Origin of the sequence: Streptomyces venezuelae, assembly GCF_008642295.1 — a bacterium.
Lineage (GTDB): Bacteria > Actinomycetota > Actinomycetes > Streptomycetales > Streptomycetaceae > Streptomyces > Streptomyces venezuelae_C.
Window position 1 is genome coordinate 5,143,799 of sequence record NZ_CP029190.1, and the last position, 13,413, is coordinate 5,157,211.

Sequence of the window (13,413 nt, forward strand, 5' to 3'; positions counted from 1 at the left end):
CGTGCCGCCGGCCCCGCGCCGGGTGCCGGGTCGGCGGCAGCGGCCGGGCCGGTGGCACGGGTCGGGGTGGTGGGGAGGTCGCCGGGGCGGCGTACCGGTCCGGCGGATGCCGGATGCCGGATGCCGGATGCCGGTCCGGCTGGGTGCCTTGGCGTGGCGCCAGCGGTCGCCGGGGCCGTGGGTGCCCGGCCGGCGGCACGCGCCCGGCGCAGGGCCGGGCCGGGGGCGTGGGGCGGCGGAATAATGGCCGGTGCTTGGATGCGGTGCCCGGTTAGCATCCCGTGTGACGCGTACCCCCTCCTCCACCCAGCCGGAAGACCGGGCCCCGCGCGACGAGGGCCCGGCCCCGGACCGGCGGCGGATATTCGCCGACCTCACCCCGCTGCGGACCTCGCCCGACTACCGGCGGCTGTGGATCGGGAACACCGTCTCCTGGATGGGCGCGGCGATGACCGTGCTCGCGGTCCAGCTCCAGGTGTACGACATCACCGGATCCAGCTTCTCGGTCGGCCTCGTCGGGCTGTTCGCGCTCGTCCCGCTGATCGTCTTCGGTCTCTACGGCGGAGCCATCGCCGACTCCGTCGACCGGCGCGCCCTGGGCCTCGCCAGTTCCGGCGGGCTGGGCCTGCTCTCGGTGGTGCTGGCCGCCGCCGCGCTGCTCGGCTATCACCGGGTGTGGCTCCTCTACACCGTGGTCGCCCTCCAGGCGGTGTGCGGTGCGCTGAACTCGCCCGCCCGGTCGGCGATGATCCCCCGGCTGCTGCCGCCCGAGCAGCTGCCCGCCGCCAATGCGCTCCAGTCGGTGACCACCACCTCCGGGTTCCTGGTGGGGCCGATGCTGGGCGGGCTGGTCGTGGGCCTGTGGGGGTACCAGGCCGCGTATCTGATCGACGCGGTCGCCTTCGTCGGAGCCTTCTACGCGATGTGGCGGCTGCCCTCGATGCGGCCGGAGCGGGCGGACGGCAAGCGGGGCCGGGCCTCGGTGCTGGACGGGCTGCGGTTCCTCGCCACCCGGCCCAACATCCGGATGACCTTCTTCTCCGACCTGTGCGCGATGGTGCTGGCCCAGCCGAAGGCGCTGTTCCCGGCCATCGCAGTGATCTGGTACGGCGGCGATGCCCTCACCGTGGGGCTGCTGGGCGCCGCCACTGCGGCAGGTGCGCTGCTCGGCGGCCTGTTCTCCGGCTGGCAGGGCCGGATCCGGCGGCACGGCCTGGCGATCCTGTTGTCGGTCGCGGCCTGGGGGCTGGCCATCGCGGTGTTCGGGCTCACCCGGAACCTCTGGCTCGGGCTGTTCTTCCTGGCCCTGGCCGGCTGGATGGACACCATCTCGATGGTGTTCCGCACCACCATGCTCCAGGCCGCCACCCCCGACGACATGCGGGGGCGGCTGCAGGGCGTCTTCATCGTGGTGGTCGCGGGCGGGCCCCGGCTGGGCGACTTCCTGGCCGGCACGGCCGCCGACCTCACCTCGCCGGAGCTTGCCATCACCGGCGGCGGACTGGCCTGTGTCCTGGCGGTGGCCCTGCTCGCGGCCCGCTGGCGCGGCTTCGCCCGCTATGACGCGCGGTCGCCGGTGGCGTAGCCCCCAGCCCCCGAAGCCGGAGCCGGCCTCCGGAGCCGGAGCCGGCCTCCGGAGCCGGAGCCGGAGCTGGCCTCCGGAGCCGGTCAGGCGTCCACCGGTTCGCGGGTGCGGTCGCCGCCCGCCGATCCGGTGTTGACCGTGCCGGCCGGCTCGAACAGCAGGACCGACACCTCCTCCGAGGCGGCCGGGCAGTGCTCGACCCCGCGCGGTACGACGTACAACTCGCCTGGTCCGAGCACCACCTGCCCGTCCCGCAACCGGATGGTCAGCTCCCCGCTGACCACCAGGAACATCTCATCGGTGTCCTCGTGTGCGTGCCACACGAACTCGCCCTGCAGTTTGGCGGCCTTGATTTCGTAGTCGTTGATCCGCGCGATGCGGCGCGGCGCCCAGTGCTCGTCGAACCCGGCCAGTTTCTCCGCGATGTCGACCTTGCCGACTCGGTTCACAGTCATGGCGGCAGCCTGCCGGGGCCGCCGACGGCCGTCTTGTACGTTCCTGACATGACCGTCTCGGCGTGGCAGCCCGAAGTGCCGGGGATCACCGAGGTGTTCCACGCCCGGTTCACCGCCCACGCCTATCCGGCCCATGTCCACGACACCTGGACGCTGATGATCCTGGACAGCGGCCGGGTCGATTTCGCGCTCGATCGCGAGCGGCACGGTGCCGGGGTGCCGGAGACCGTGGTGCTGCTCCCGCCGGGGGTGGTGCACGACGGCCGTACGGTCACCGAATCGGGGTTCCGTAAAAGGGTGCTGTACCTGGACACCTCGGTGCTGCCGGCCGGGCTGACCGGGGCCGCCGTGGACACCCCGCTGCTGCACGACGCCGCCCTGCGGGACCGGGTCCACGGACTGCACCGGGCGCTGGGCGGGCGGGAGCTGTTCGAAGCGGAGTCGCGGCTGGCCTTCGTACGGGAACGGCTGCGCGACCGGCTGGCCGGGTGGGGCCCCGCCGGGCCGCGGCCCCCGGGCGCCGGGCTCGCCGTACGGCTGCGGGAACTGCTGGACGCCCGGACCGTCGAGGGGATCACCCTGGCGGAGGCGGCCGATGAGCTGGGGGAGGCCCATACGACCCACCTGATCCGGTCGTTCGGCCGGGCCTTCGGGCTGCCGCCGCACGCCTATCTGACCGGGCGGCGGGTGGCGGCGGCGCGGCGGCTGCTGCTCGCCGGGATGCGGCCGGCGGAGGTGGCGGTGGCGGTGGGATTCCACGACCAGGCCCATTTGACCCGGCACTTCCGGCGGTATGTCGGAACCAGCCCGGCACGGTTCGCCCGATCAGGCCGAGTGTGAACGGAAGTTGGCCGGATTTTGTCCGTCCTGTTGCGAGGTCTTCCCCTTTCCCTTCGTACGCTCGCCGCCACCGCCGTGGCCACCGCTGCCGTGTTCGGCACGCTCGTCCAGCCCGCCGGGGCGGCCCACGCCGGAGGCGCTCATGCCGGGGGCGGACGCGGCGCCTGCTCTCCGTACCTCTCCGTCACCGGCTACTCCGACGCGCTCGACAAGACCACCGTCGACGGGCGGCCGGTGGGCGGGATTTCGGGTCTCGCGGTCCGGCGGGACGGCACCGTCGCCGCGGTCTCGGACCGCTCGGTGCTGTTCACGCTGAAGACCGGGCGCGGCGGCAGTCTCTCGGACGGGCCGCCCACCGCCACCGCGCAGCTGCCACTCGCCGACGGCGCCGGGAAGCCGGTGGATTCCGAGGGCATCGTGATCGACCGCGACGGCTCGTACCTGGTCACCGACGAGTTCGCCCCCGCCGTCAACCGCTACAGCCGCACCGGGCGGCTGATCGGCACCCTGCCGGTGCCGGACGCGTTCAGGCTCGCGGCGCAGGGCGGCCGGGCCACCGCCAACCAGACCTTCGAGTCGCTGACCCTGCTGCCCGGCGGCCGGACCCTGGTGGCGGGCGTCGAAGGCCCGCTCGCCGGGGACGGCAAGGACGCCGAGGGGCGCACCCTGCAGCGCATCCAGACCTGGGAGCGGAAGCCGAACGGGGAGTTCGTGCTCGGCCCGCAGTACGCCTACGCCGTCGACCCCGGGCACGGCCTGGTCGAGCTGGCGGCCACCCGGGACGGCCGGCTGATCGTCCTGGAGCGCGGCTTCACCCGCGAATTCGCCATCACCGTACGGCTGTACGTGGCGGACCCGCTGCGCGCCACCGACACCCGGGGCATCGAGCAGCTCGCCGAGGGGCCGGGCCTGCGGACCGCCCGCAAGACCCTGATCGGCGACTTCGACACCTGCCCCACGCTGGGCGCGCCGTCCAGGCTGCCGCAGAACCATCCGCTGGTGGACAACATCGAGGCCATGGCCGTGACGGCGGAGGACGGCGGGCGCGGGCGGGTGCGGCTGCTGCTGGCCAGCGACGACAACGAGCTGCCGCAGCAGATCACCCGCCTCTACACGGCCGAGGTCCGGCTGCCGGCCCGCAGCCGGCACTGACGCAGCCTGTACTGACGGAGCCCGTTCACCGGTCCTTGCGGTGCTCCACGATGCCCCGGGCGACCCCCAGCTCCACCAGGTCCTGGGGGCGCAGCCGGAGCTGGTCGGCGGTGGCCGGGGCCTGGTCGGCGGGGCGCTTGAGGATGGCGGCGGCCAGCTCGGGGGCGATCACCGAGAAGTAACTGTCGGGGGTGACCCAGGTGTTGCCGGGGGCGGCCAGGGCCAGCGCGCCGCCCGAGCCGCCCTCGCCGATCAGCAGGGTGGTGACCGGCACGGCCGCCGCGGCCAGTGCCGCGAAGGTGTCCGCGATGGCCGCGCCGGCCCCGGCGTGCTCGGCCGCCGCGTCGTTGGCGGCGCCCGGGGTGTCCACCAGGGTGAGCACCGGGATGCCGAGCCGGTCCGCGAGCCGGATCAGCCGGGCGGCGGTCCGGTAGCCGGCCGGGCGGGTTGCGGTGCCGCACTGGGCCGCGTACCCGATGGCCCGGCCCTCGCGGAAGCCGAATCCGCACAGCATGCCGGGGTCGGTGCCGCCGGCCCGGTCCCCGGAGAGGGGCAGGCGCGTCTCGAAGTAGGCGTCCAGGTAGGCCCCGGCGCGCGGCCGGTCCGGGTGCCGGGCCCGGCGTACGGCCTCCCAGCCGGTCGCCGGTGCCGGTACGCCGTCCGGGGCGCCGAGGGCGGCCGGCGGCTCGGGGCGGTGCGAGCCGCCGCCGGTCAGCAGGCCCAGCCAGGTGCCCAGGGTGGTGCGGAGCTCCGCGGCCGGCACGACGGCGTCCACGTGCCCGGCGGCGTACTGGCCCTCGGCGGTGTACGCGGCCGGATCGGCATCGGCCGGTCGTACCCGGGACCCGGCGAAGCCCACCTGGGCACCGGGGAGCGCGAGCACCACGTCCGCGCCCGCGCCGAGGGTGGCCCAGCCGCCGCCGGTGGTCGGATCGCGCAGCACGGCGATCTGCGGCAGCCGGGCGGCGCGGGTGAGCACCGACTGGCGGGCCACCCGTTGCAGCTGGGTGAGCGCGAGCATGCCCTCCTGCATGCGGGAGCCGCCGGTGGCGATGAGGGAGACCAGGGGGAGGCGGTGGGCGCGGGCGTGTCCGTAGGCGGCCTCCAGGCGGTCGCCGGTACGCCGGCCCAGGGACCCGCCGAGGAAGCCGAACTCGAAGGAGATCAGGACGGTTTCGCGACCGTCGATGCGGGCGGTGCCGACGACCGCGGACTCCTGCTCGCCGGTACGGGCGGTGGCGCGGGCCCGGGACTCGTCGTAGCCGGACCAGCCGAGGGGGCCGTCGGGGGCGGACCGGGCTTCGGGGACGGTGAGTTCGGCGAAGCTGCCGGGATCGGCGACGGAGGCGAGGGCCGCACGGGCGGACAGGCGGGTCACGGTCACGGGGCCACCCTAGGCGGACCAGGGGAGGGGCAGGGCCACTTTCAGGGCGTAGGCGGCGACCAGGCCGTAACCGAGACGGAAGCTCCAGTTCCGCACGGTGGGGGAGATCCGGGCCCCGGCGAAGGCGCCGACCGCGGCGAGGAACTGCTGCCAGGCGAGGGAGGCGAGCAGCACCCCGCCGACAAAGGCGGTGGCGGCTGCGCCGCTGCGGAGCTCGCTGCCCTGGGCGGTGGTGAGGGCGGCGAAGTAGAGCGCGGTGGTGGGATTCACGGCGGTGAGCGCGACATACCGCCCAAACACCCGCCCGGCCCCGCGTGCCCCGCCGGCCCCGCCGGCCCGACCCTCCGGCCCGGGGCCCGCGGGTCGGGGCTTCGTCCCGGCCGTGACGCGTGCCCCGGCGGCGCCGCCGGTCGCCGCGGGGCGGGCCTCTGGCCCGGCCGTGCGGGGGCGGGGCCAGAGGCCGTGGGTGGCTATGGTCAGGAGGATGGTGGCGGCGGCCAGGCGGACCCAGGCCTCGACCGGGGCCACGTGCGAGGCCACCCACGGGCCCACCGCGACCGCCAGCGCCGCATAGCCGAAGTCCACCACCGCGATGCCCGCCGCCCCCGCGACCGCCGCCCGGCGGGAGCGGATCGCCTCCTGGAGCAGCAGCACGCTCATCGCACCCATCGGCATCGCCACGCCCAGGCCCGCAGCCGCGCCCGCCAGCCCGGGGCTCATCCATACGCTCAGCTCGCTCATGCCGGGCAGCCTGCGCGGGCAGCGCACAAACACGCGGGTGAATACCGGCCCCGGCTGCGACAATCGCGGCATGGACCGCCTGGACAGGGAAATCCTCGGCATCCTCCAGCAGGATGCGCGGATCTCGTACCGCGACCTCGGTGTCCGCGTCGGGCTCAGCGCCAACGCCGCCGCCGACCGGGTGCGCCGGATGCGCCGGGACGGGGTGATCCGCGGGTTCACCGTCCTGGTCGACCCGGCCGCCGACACCCGCGGCGGACTGGTGGTCTTCATCGACGTCACGCTGCGGCTCGACACCACCAACGACGCCTTCGAGCAGGCCATCACCCGGCTGCCCGGCATCACCGAGGCGGTGCACGTCACCGGCGCGTACGACTACCTGGTCCGGGCCCGCGCCGCCGACCCCGCCGCCCTCGACGTGCTGCTGCGCCGCCTCAAGACCGAGGCCGGGGTCGCCCAGTCCAGCACCCGGATCGCCCTGCGGGCCGCCAACCGTCCGGACCGGATCTGACCCTAGAGGGCGGACCGCCAGGTCAGCGTGGTGCCCCTGGTGCCCGACTCGGTCCGGCCGTCGTCCGCGACCGTCAGCCGGACGGCCGAGGGGTCCGCGTCCACCTCCACCTCCACCGAGCTGACCCCGGCCCGCCGGTGCGCCGCGGCCAGTGCGCTCCGCAGGGCCGCCAGCAGGTCCCCGGCCACCGGGTCCGTCACCAGCGTGTCCACCGCCCCCGCGAACCGCACCGAGGGCTGGAAGCCGAGCAGCGCCCCCGCCCCGCCGGTCTCCCGCAGGACCCGCCCCCGGAACGTGGCCGGCGCGTCGGCCGGCGGCTGCTGGAGCGCGAAGATGGCGGTGCGCACGTCCTGGATGGTGGAGTCCAGCTCGTCCACCGCCCGGCCCAGCTCCTCGCCGACCGTGTCCCCGGCCGGAGCGGCCGAGGACCGCCGCCGGGTGCTCTCCAGCATCATCTCGGTCGCGAACAGCCGCTGGACCACCAGGTCGTGGAGGTCCCGGGCGATCCGGTCGCGGTCCTCGTAGACCGCCAGCTGCTCCCGGTCGTGCTGGGCGTCCGCCAGGACCAGCGCCAGCGCCGCCTGGGAGGCGAACTGCGAGGCCAGCAGCCGGTCCACCGCATCGTACGGGCGTCCCCCGCGCTCCCGCGGCAGCGCCAGCGTGCCGATCAGCTGTCCGCCGCTCTGCAGCGGCAGCATCATGCTGGGGCCGAATCGTTCCCGCACATGTGTGGTCATCCGCGGATCGGTCGCCGAGTCCTCGATGAAGACGGGTTCGCCGCCCAGCAGTTGTTCCAGCACCGCGCTCCCGGGGGCGATGGCGGTGCCGACCAGGTCCCCGGGGTCGCCATGGGTGGAGGCGGCCACGATTTCCATACCGCCCTCCGGGGTCGGCTGGAGCACCACCCCGGCCGCCGCATCGGCCAGCAGCCGGGCCCGTTCCGCCACGCACATCAGCGCATCCGCCGCCGGCCGTCCGGTCAGCAGGGCGGTGGTGATGGCCGCCGCGCCCTCGATCCAGTGCTCCCGGCGCCGGGCGGTGTCGTACAGCCGGGCGTTGCCGATCGCTATGCCGGCCTGGGAGGCGAGGACCCGCAGCAGTGCCAGGTCCTCGTCGGTGAACGGCCCGCCGCCCTGCTTGTCGGCCAGGTAGAGGTTGCCGAAGACATCGGTGTGGACCCGGATCGGCACTCCGACGAAGGATTCCATCGCGGGGTGGCCGGGCGGGAAGCCCACCGAGCGCGGGTCCTCGCTGATCCGGTCCACCCGCAGCGGGCGCGGATCGGTGACCAGGGTGCCCGGCAGGCCGGAGCGGCCGTCCGGCAGGTGCGGGATCCTCGCCCGCTCCTCCTCGGTCAGGCCGGCCGTGAACAGTGCGGTCAGCCCGCCGCGCTCGGGGTCCACCACCCCCAGCGCGGCGTACCGGGCCCCGCTCAGCTCGGCCGCGGAGTCCACGAGGTGCTGGAGGGTGGTGTGCAGTTCGCGTTCCGAACCGACACCGAGTACGGCCTCCAGCAGCACGGGCAGGCGGGGCGGCCCGGCGGGCCGCCCCGGTGCCGAGGCCTCGCCGGCCGGGCCACTCGTGCGGTTTCCGCCGTCGGCGGTGCCGGTGCCGCCTTCCTCCGGCATGGTCATCCGGTCATTCGGACAGCGGGTTGAGGACCATCGGGGCGATCTTTCCTTCCAGCATGGCGCCCAGACCCAGGACGGCACACACATCGGGCCGTTCCGCGATGGCCACCGGCATCCCGGTCGCGTCGCGCAGCATCTGGTCCAGCCCCGGCAGCAGCGCGCTGCCGCCCACCATCATGATTCCCCGGTCCGTCAGGTCGGCGACCAGGTCCGGCGGGCAGTCGCGCAGCACCTTGCCGATGCCGTCCAGGACCGCGGTCAGCGGGGTGTGGATGGCGTCCCGGACCGCCGCCGTGTCCACATGCACCGAGCGGGCCAGGCCGGTGGCCACGTCCCGGCCGTGGATCAGGGTGGACGCGGGGCCCTCGTCGGTGATGCCGTTGCCGTGCAGGGCCAGTTGGAGCGGCCGTACGGCCTGGCTGGGCAGCATCAGCTCGTGGGCGTGCCGCAGGTGCTGGACCACCGCGTGGTCGATGGCCTCGCCGCCGACCGGTACCCGTTCCGCGGTCACGATGGAGCCGAGGGAGAGCACCGCCACCTGGGTGGCGGCGGCCCCGCACACCATGATCATCGTCGCGGTGGGCTGTTCCACGGGCAGGCCGCAGCCGACGGCCGCCGCGATCAGGGTGTCGACCAGTTCGACCCGGCGGGCGCCGAGTCCGACCAGGGTCTCCACCGCAGCCCGCTGGGCCAGCGGATCGGCGTCGTGCGGGGTGCAGGCGGCGGCGCGCAGCCGGGGCTTGCGGCGCAGGGCGCGCCGGAGCTTCTCGCCCAGCAGGTGGCGCAGCATCCGCTGGGCCATCTCGATGTCGACGACGGTGCCGCCCGAGACGGGGCGGACCACCCGGATGTAGTCGGGGGTGCGGCCGGTCATCCGCTCGGCGAAGGTGCCGACGGCGATGAGTGCGCCGGTACGTGTGTTGACCGCGGCGACGCTGGGCTCGTCGACGACCAGGCCGGCGCCCTTGACGTACACACGGGTGCGGGCTGCCCCCAGGTCGACGCCGACGTGGCAGCGGCGCAGCTGCTCAAGACTGAAGGTCACGGCAGATCCTCCCGAGTGCGCTGACGCAAGAAGGCCGGCGGACTGCCGGTCACATCTGTCATCTTTCACGGCAAAGCGGGCGGACTGCCTGTTGGGTTGCTCCGGTCGGGGTGCTGCACAGGGGTGGATTTCTGTACCGACAGGCAGCAGCATGCCCCCACCAACCGTGCTACTCGCGCGTAACAAGGTAAGGGGGACCCGATGCTGACGGCCCGCCAGAAGATTGCGGCACTCCTGACACTCTGCCTTGCACTCTGCCTGGCCCTGCTCGCGCCGCTGCCCGCCCGGGCCGCCGCCCGCAATCCGGTGGTCTTCGTGCACGGTTACAACGCGGACCCCGGCGTCTGGGGCGCGCTCCGAGCGGACCTGCGCGCCGCCGGCTACACCGACGCGGAGCTGTTCTCCTGGGGCTACGACACCCACCAGTCGGTCAACGAGGTGCTCTCCGGCCGGTTCGCCTCGTACGTCGAGGAGGTGCGCCGGCAGACCGGCGCGGCCAAGGTCGACGTGGTCGCCCACTCCTTCGGGTCGCTGGTCAGCCGCTGGTACGTGAAGTTCGGCGGCGGCACCGCGACCGTCGGCCACTGGGTCTCGCTGGCCGGCCCCAACCACGGCACCTCGACCGCCTGGGCCTGCGCCCTGTGGGACCAGGCCTGCCGGGACATGACCCCGAACTCGTACGTCCAGAAGAACCTCGCCGCCGGGGACGAGACCCCGGGCGCGGTGAAGTACGCGACCTTCTGGTCGAACTGCGACGAGGTCGTCAATCCGGACGGCAGCGTCCCGCTGACCGGCGCCCAGAACACGGGCGTCGGCTGCCTGGCCCACAACGACCTGCTCGGGGACGACCCGACCTCGGCCGGGGTCCGCGCCTTCCTCGCCTCCTAGGCGGTGTCGGGGCCGGGTGCCGCGGCGCTGGGCCCCGGGGGGTGTCCGACCGAGACCCGCTGGAGGAGGCCGTGGGTGAACTCGGCCACGCAGGGCTGCCCGGCCGCGGTGAAGGACAGCCGCCAGCGGGTCGGCGCGGTCCCCTCCATGGGGCGGACCGGAGCGAAGGCCCGCGCCACCTCGTCCACCGTCGCCGACCACGGCCGCAGGTCCTCCGGGCCCTGCAGGACGGGCCCCGGCGCACCCGGGGCCCGTACCAGCCACTCGTTCCACACCGCCCCGTCCGGCCCGGCCAGCACCTCGAACCGCAGGTCGGGCCAGAGCGGCACCGGCCAGAGCAGCGCCTCGCACTCCAGGTCCCCGACGGTGCGGGCGGATACCGACTCGGGCGGGCCGAGGACCGAGCGGTAGCGGGCCAGGGCACCGCGCGAGCGCGGTTGGGGGCCCCTCCCGGACGAAGTCTGGGGGAGGACCATGGCCTGCCAGTGTTTGTTGGCCGCGCGCTGCTCGGCGAGGGTGGCGCCGAGCCGGAGCCGGGCCTCCTCGGCGAGGTCCGGCTGGAAGTCGGCCATCCGGCGCAGGAGGACCAGCTGAAAGGCGGTGGCGTCGAATCTCACACAGGATCCTTACGTTCTCGGGATACGGATGTTGCGGTAGACGGCATAGCCTGCGGGCGCCATGGACTACTGCCACGCCTGTCGCAGGTACCTCAACGGCGCACTCGCGTGCGCCGGATGCGGGACGCCGGCCGAATACCTGACCGCCGCGCCGTCAGCCGCCGCGCCCGGGGCCACGCCCGTGCCCATGCCCGCGCCGGTGGACCCGTATGCGGCAGGCCCGGGAGCGAGTCCGTACGCCTCCTCCAACGCTCCGTACGCCACCAACGCTCCGTACGCCGCCGATGCCCCGTACGCCGGGTACGCGCCGGACGTGCCGGCCGCCCCGCAGGCGCCCGGCGGCACCCCGCCGGATGCGGACGAGCCGCCGCCCGGCGAGCTCGCGATCGTGCTCGGCGGGCCCTACCAGGGCAACGGGCGGGCCCGCGGCCAGGCACGCCGCCGGGCCCTGCACCGCCGTCGCCGCCGGACCCTGCTCACCATCGCGCTGGGCATGGCGATCGCCGCGGGCGGCTCGCTGGCGCTGGCCCGGCTCACGGCTGACGGCGAGCACCGGGACCGGGCCTCCACGGTGCTCCTGCAGGACGACATGGAGCAGCCGGACCAGCCGGCGCCGCAGGGCTCGGTGGCGGCGCCGACCGTGGCGCCCTCGCTGGGGAAGGCCCCGAAGGCCTCGGCCAAGCCCGGCAAGTCCGCTGCGGTGTCCCCGACGGCGGAGGCCGAGGGCGAACCGGGCCCGACGCGTGCGGCCCAGTCCGGGGTGCCGGGGCCGGAGCTGCCGGAGCCGTCCGACGAGGCGAGCGAATCGGGGACGGCCGAGCCGACCGGGTCGCAGAGCACGGGGGCTTCGCCGAGCGGCTCCGGCAAGCCGGGCAAGCCCAAACCGGGCGGCAGCAAGACGCACACGCCCAAGCCGCCGGCCCCGCCGGAACCCGAGCCGGAGCCCGAGCCCGCGCCGGAGGAGACGTGCTTCCTCTTCTTCTGCTGGTAACCCAGGAGGGGTGAGCCCCGGGCTCAGTCCAGCATGCGCCGGAGCAGGTCCCGCAGGACCGCCCGCTCGGCCGTGGACAACCCGGCGAGCGGCTCCCGCGCGAAGTCGAGCGCATCGCGCAGCTGCTCGGCGGTGGCCAGGCCCTCCTCGGTGGGGGCGGCCAGTTTCACCCGGCGGTCGGCCGGGTCCGGCCTGCGTTCGACCAGGCCCCGGCTCTCCAGCCGGTCCACGATGCCGGTCACGTTCGACGGCTCGCACCTGAGCTTGTCCGCGAGGCGTCGCATCGGCAGCGGTTCCAGGGACAGCAGGCCGAGGAGTTTGGCCTGCGCTCCGGTGAGCTGGAAGCGGGCAGCCGCGTGCTCGTACTCCTCGTGGTACCGGGCGACGACGGCGGCGATGAGGTCCACGACTTCGAGGGTGACGGGGTCGATGCGGCTCTGGGGCATGGGACCAGCCTACCCATTTACTTGACAACATGAAATATCCAGGAGCATGGTTGTTTCACCACCTGAAGTAATTTCTTCGATCGGGAGCCCTCATGTCCGACCTTTCCGCGATTCCTGCCGTCAGCCGCGAGTGGCACCTGGTCGCCCGCCCGCAGGGCTGGCCGACCGCCGCCGACTTCGCCCTGCGCGAGGTACCGGTCGCCGCCCCCGCGCCCGGCCACATCCTGGTGCGCAACCTCCACATGTCCGTCGACCCCTACATGCGCGGCCGGATGAACGACGTGAAGTCGTACATCCCGCCCTTCGAGCTGGACCGCCCGATGGACGGCGGCGCGGTCGGCGAGGTCATCGCCTCCGCCGCCGAGGGCTTCGAGGTGGGCGACCATGTGCTGCACGGCCTGGGCTGGCGCGAGTACGCCGATGTGGAGGCGGGACAGGCCACCAAGGTGGACGGCTCCCTCGCGCCCCTCTCGGCGTACCTCGGCGTCCTGGGCATGCCGGGCATGACCGCGTATGCCGGCCTCTTCGAGACGGCCTCCTTCAAGGAGGGCGACGCGGTGTTCGTGTCCGGCGCGGCGGGCGCGGTCGGCAGCCTCGTCGGCCAGTTCGCGAAGATCAAGGGCGCCTCGCGGGTCATCGGCTCGGCCGGCTCGGACGAGAAGGTGAAGCTGCTCACCGAGAAGTACGGCTTCGACGCCGCCTTCAACTACAAGGCCGCGCCCGTGGCCGAGCAGCTGAAGGGCGCGGCCCCCGAGGGCATCGACGTCTACTTCGACAACGTCGGTGGTGACCACCTCGAGGCCGCCATCTCCTCCCTCAAGGTGCACGGCCGGGCCACCCTCTGCGGTGCGATCGCCCAGTACAACGACACCGAGCCGGCCCCCGGCCCGCGCAACCTGGTCGCCGTCATCGGCAAGCGGCTGCGGCTCCAGGGCATCCTGGTCAACGACCACTGGGGGCTGAAGGACCAGTTCGTCAAGGACGTGGCCGGCTGGCTGCGCTCCGGCGAGCTCCGGTACGACGAGACGGTCGTCGAGGGCATCGAGAACGGGGTCGACGCCTTCCTCGGAATGCTGCGCGGCGAGAACACCGGAAAGATGATCGTTTCTTTCACCGGATAGGCTCTC

General features: G+C 74.2%; 14 protein-coding genes. 7 read left to right on the forward strand and 7 right to left on the reverse strand.

Annotated features, from left to right (window positions below):
* Nucleotides 1-283: 283 nt before the first annotated feature.
* Nucleotides 284-1,585: an MFS transporter gene (locus DEJ50_RS23110; RefSeq protein WP_150209959.1), complete on the forward strand. Its 1,302-nt coding sequence runs from the start codon at nucleotides 284-286 to the stop codon at nucleotides 1,583-1,585.
* Between the two features lie 83 nt (nucleotides 1,586-1,668).
* Here DEJ50_RS23110 and DEJ50_RS23115 read toward each other — a convergent pair whose 3' ends face one another.
* Nucleotides 1,669-2,040 carry a cupin domain-containing protein gene (locus DEJ50_RS23115; RefSeq protein WP_150209960.1) on the reverse strand — a complete coding sequence of 124 codons (372 nt, stop codon included), beginning with the start codon at nucleotides 2,038-2,040 and terminating at the stop codon, nucleotides 1,669-1,671.
* 48 nt (nucleotides 2,041-2,088) lie between these two features.
* On the opposite strand from DEJ50_RS23115, the gene DEJ50_RS23120 reads away from it, so the two are divergent.
* Complete coding sequence (locus DEJ50_RS23120; RefSeq protein WP_150209962.1) at nucleotides 2,089-2,880, forward strand: helix-turn-helix transcriptional regulator; 792 nt, start codon at nucleotides 2,089-2,091, stop codon at nucleotides 2,878-2,880.
* A 75-nt stretch (nucleotides 2,881-2,955) separates the two neighbouring features.
* Nucleotides 2,956-4,032, forward strand: a complete 1,077-nt coding sequence (locus DEJ50_RS23125; protein WP_190344642.1) for an esterase-like activity of phytase family protein — start codon at nucleotides 2,956-2,958, stop codon at nucleotides 4,030-4,032.
* A 25-nt stretch (nucleotides 4,033-4,057) separates the two neighbouring features.
* Here the strand turns inward: DEJ50_RS23125 and DEJ50_RS23130 are convergent, their stop codons facing one another.
* Together DEJ50_RS23130 and DEJ50_RS35260 are read right to left on the reverse strand one after the other, a co-directional pair.
* Nucleotides 4,058-5,416, reverse strand: coding sequence for a carboxyl transferase domain-containing protein (locus DEJ50_RS23130; RefSeq protein ID WP_223837877.1), 1,359 nt, complete (start codon nucleotides 5,414-5,416; stop codon nucleotides 4,058-4,060).
* 9 nt (nucleotides 5,417-5,425) lie between these two features.
* Nucleotides 5,426-6,157 carry a LysE family transporter gene (locus tag DEJ50_RS35260; protein ID WP_150209966.1) on the reverse strand — a complete coding sequence of 244 codons (732 nt, stop codon included), beginning with the start codon at nucleotides 6,155-6,157 and terminating at the stop codon, nucleotides 5,426-5,428.
* Between the two features lie 70 nt (nucleotides 6,158-6,227).
* Here DEJ50_RS35260 and DEJ50_RS23140 point away from each other — a divergent pair, with 70 nt between their 5' ends.
* Nucleotides 6,228-6,668, forward strand: coding sequence for an Lrp/AsnC family transcriptional regulator (locus DEJ50_RS23140; protein ID WP_150209968.1), 441 nt, complete (start codon nucleotides 6,228-6,230; stop codon nucleotides 6,666-6,668).
* A 2-nt stretch (nucleotides 6,669-6,670) separates the two neighbouring features.
* On the opposite strand, the gene DEJ50_RS23145 is transcribed toward DEJ50_RS23140, so the two are convergent.
* A complete protein-coding gene (locus DEJ50_RS23145) occupies nucleotides 6,671-8,302 on the reverse strand; it encodes a GAF domain-containing protein (RefSeq protein ID WP_190344646.1) in 1,632 nt (543 codons plus the stop codon).
* 4 nt (nucleotides 8,303-8,306) lie between these two features.
* Nucleotides 8,307-9,344: a rod shape-determining protein gene (locus DEJ50_RS23150; RefSeq protein WP_150209970.1), complete on the reverse strand. Its 1,038-nt coding sequence runs from the start codon at nucleotides 9,342-9,344 to the stop codon at nucleotides 8,307-8,309.
* A 201-nt stretch (nucleotides 9,345-9,545) separates the two neighbouring features.
* Between DEJ50_RS23150 and DEJ50_RS23155 the strand changes: the two genes are divergently transcribed.
* Nucleotides 9,546-10,232: an esterase/lipase family protein gene (locus DEJ50_RS23155; RefSeq protein WP_150209971.1), complete on the forward strand. Its 687-nt coding sequence runs from the start codon at nucleotides 9,546-9,548 to the stop codon at nucleotides 10,230-10,232.
* Here the strand turns inward: DEJ50_RS23155 and DEJ50_RS23160 are convergent.
* Nucleotides 10,229-10,804, reverse strand: coding sequence for a hypothetical protein (locus DEJ50_RS23160; protein ID WP_150212303.1), 576 nt, complete (start codon nucleotides 10,802-10,804; stop codon nucleotides 10,229-10,231). The two genes, DEJ50_RS23155 and DEJ50_RS23160, sit on opposite strands and share 4 nt — an antisense overlap.
* 106 nt (nucleotides 10,805-10,910) lie before the next feature.
* On the opposite strand from DEJ50_RS23160, the gene DEJ50_RS23165 reads away from it, so the two are divergent.
* On the forward strand, nucleotides 10,911-11,840 hold the full coding sequence (locus DEJ50_RS23165; protein WP_150209973.1) for a hypothetical protein: 930 nt from the start codon (nucleotides 10,911-10,913) through the stop codon (nucleotides 11,838-11,840).
* A gap of 23 nt (nucleotides 11,841-11,863) precedes the next feature.
* Here the strand turns inward: DEJ50_RS23165 and DEJ50_RS23170 are convergent, their stop codons facing one another.
* The gene (locus DEJ50_RS23170) at nucleotides 11,864-12,286 is read right to left on the reverse strand and encodes a MarR family winged helix-turn-helix transcriptional regulator (RefSeq protein ID WP_150209975.1); all 423 of its coding nucleotides are present in this window, start codon (nucleotides 12,284-12,286) and stop codon (nucleotides 11,864-11,866) included.
* A gap of 92 nt (nucleotides 12,287-12,378) precedes the next feature.
* Here DEJ50_RS23170 and DEJ50_RS23175 point away from each other — a divergent pair, with 92 nt between their 5' ends.
* A complete protein-coding gene (locus tag DEJ50_RS23175) occupies nucleotides 12,379-13,407 on the forward strand; it encodes an NADP-dependent oxidoreductase (protein WP_150209977.1) in 1,029 nt (342 codons plus the stop codon).
* Nucleotides 13,408-13,413 lie beyond the last annotated feature (6 nt).

What these genes read in the sequence shown, in the direction of transcription:
- DEJ50_RS23115 (WP_150209960.1), bottom strand. Translation starts at nt 2,040, where the DNA reads ATGACTGTGAACCGAGTCGGCAAGGTCGACATCGCGGAGAAACTGGCC.
- DEJ50_RS23120 (WP_150209962.1), top strand. Translation starts at nt 2,089, where the DNA reads ATGACCGTCTCGGCGTGGCAGCCCGAAGTGCCGGGGATCACCGAGGTG.
- DEJ50_RS35260 (WP_150209966.1), bottom strand. Translation starts at nt 6,157, where the DNA reads ATGAGCGAGCTGAGCGTATGGATGAGCCCCGGGCTGGCGGGCGCGGCT.
- DEJ50_RS23140 (WP_150209968.1), top strand. Translation starts at nt 6,228, where the DNA reads ATGGACCGCCTGGACAGGGAAATCCTCGGCATCCTCCAGCAGGATGCG.
- DEJ50_RS23145 (WP_190344646.1), bottom strand. Translation starts at nt 8,302, where the DNA reads ATGACCATGCCGGAGGAAGGCGGCACCGGCACCGCCGACGGCGGAAAC.
- DEJ50_RS23155 (WP_150209971.1), top strand. Translation starts at nt 9,546, where the DNA reads ATGCTGACGGCCCGCCAGAAGATTGCGGCACTCCTGACACTCTGCCTT.
- DEJ50_RS23160 (WP_150212303.1), bottom strand. Translation starts at nt 10,804, where the DNA reads ATGGCCGACTTCCAGCCGGACCTCGCCGAGGAGGCCCGGCTCCGGCTC.
- DEJ50_RS23165 (WP_150209973.1), top strand. Translation starts at nt 10,911, where the DNA reads ATGGACTACTGCCACGCCTGTCGCAGGTACCTCAACGGCGCACTCGCG.
- DEJ50_RS23170 (WP_150209975.1), bottom strand. Translation starts at nt 12,286, where the DNA reads ATGCCCCAGAGCCGCATCGACCCCGTCACCCTCGAAGTCGTGGACCTC.
- DEJ50_RS23175 (WP_150209977.1), top strand. Translation starts at nt 12,379, where the DNA reads ATGTCCGACCTTTCCGCGATTCCTGCCGTCAGCCGCGAGTGGCACCTG.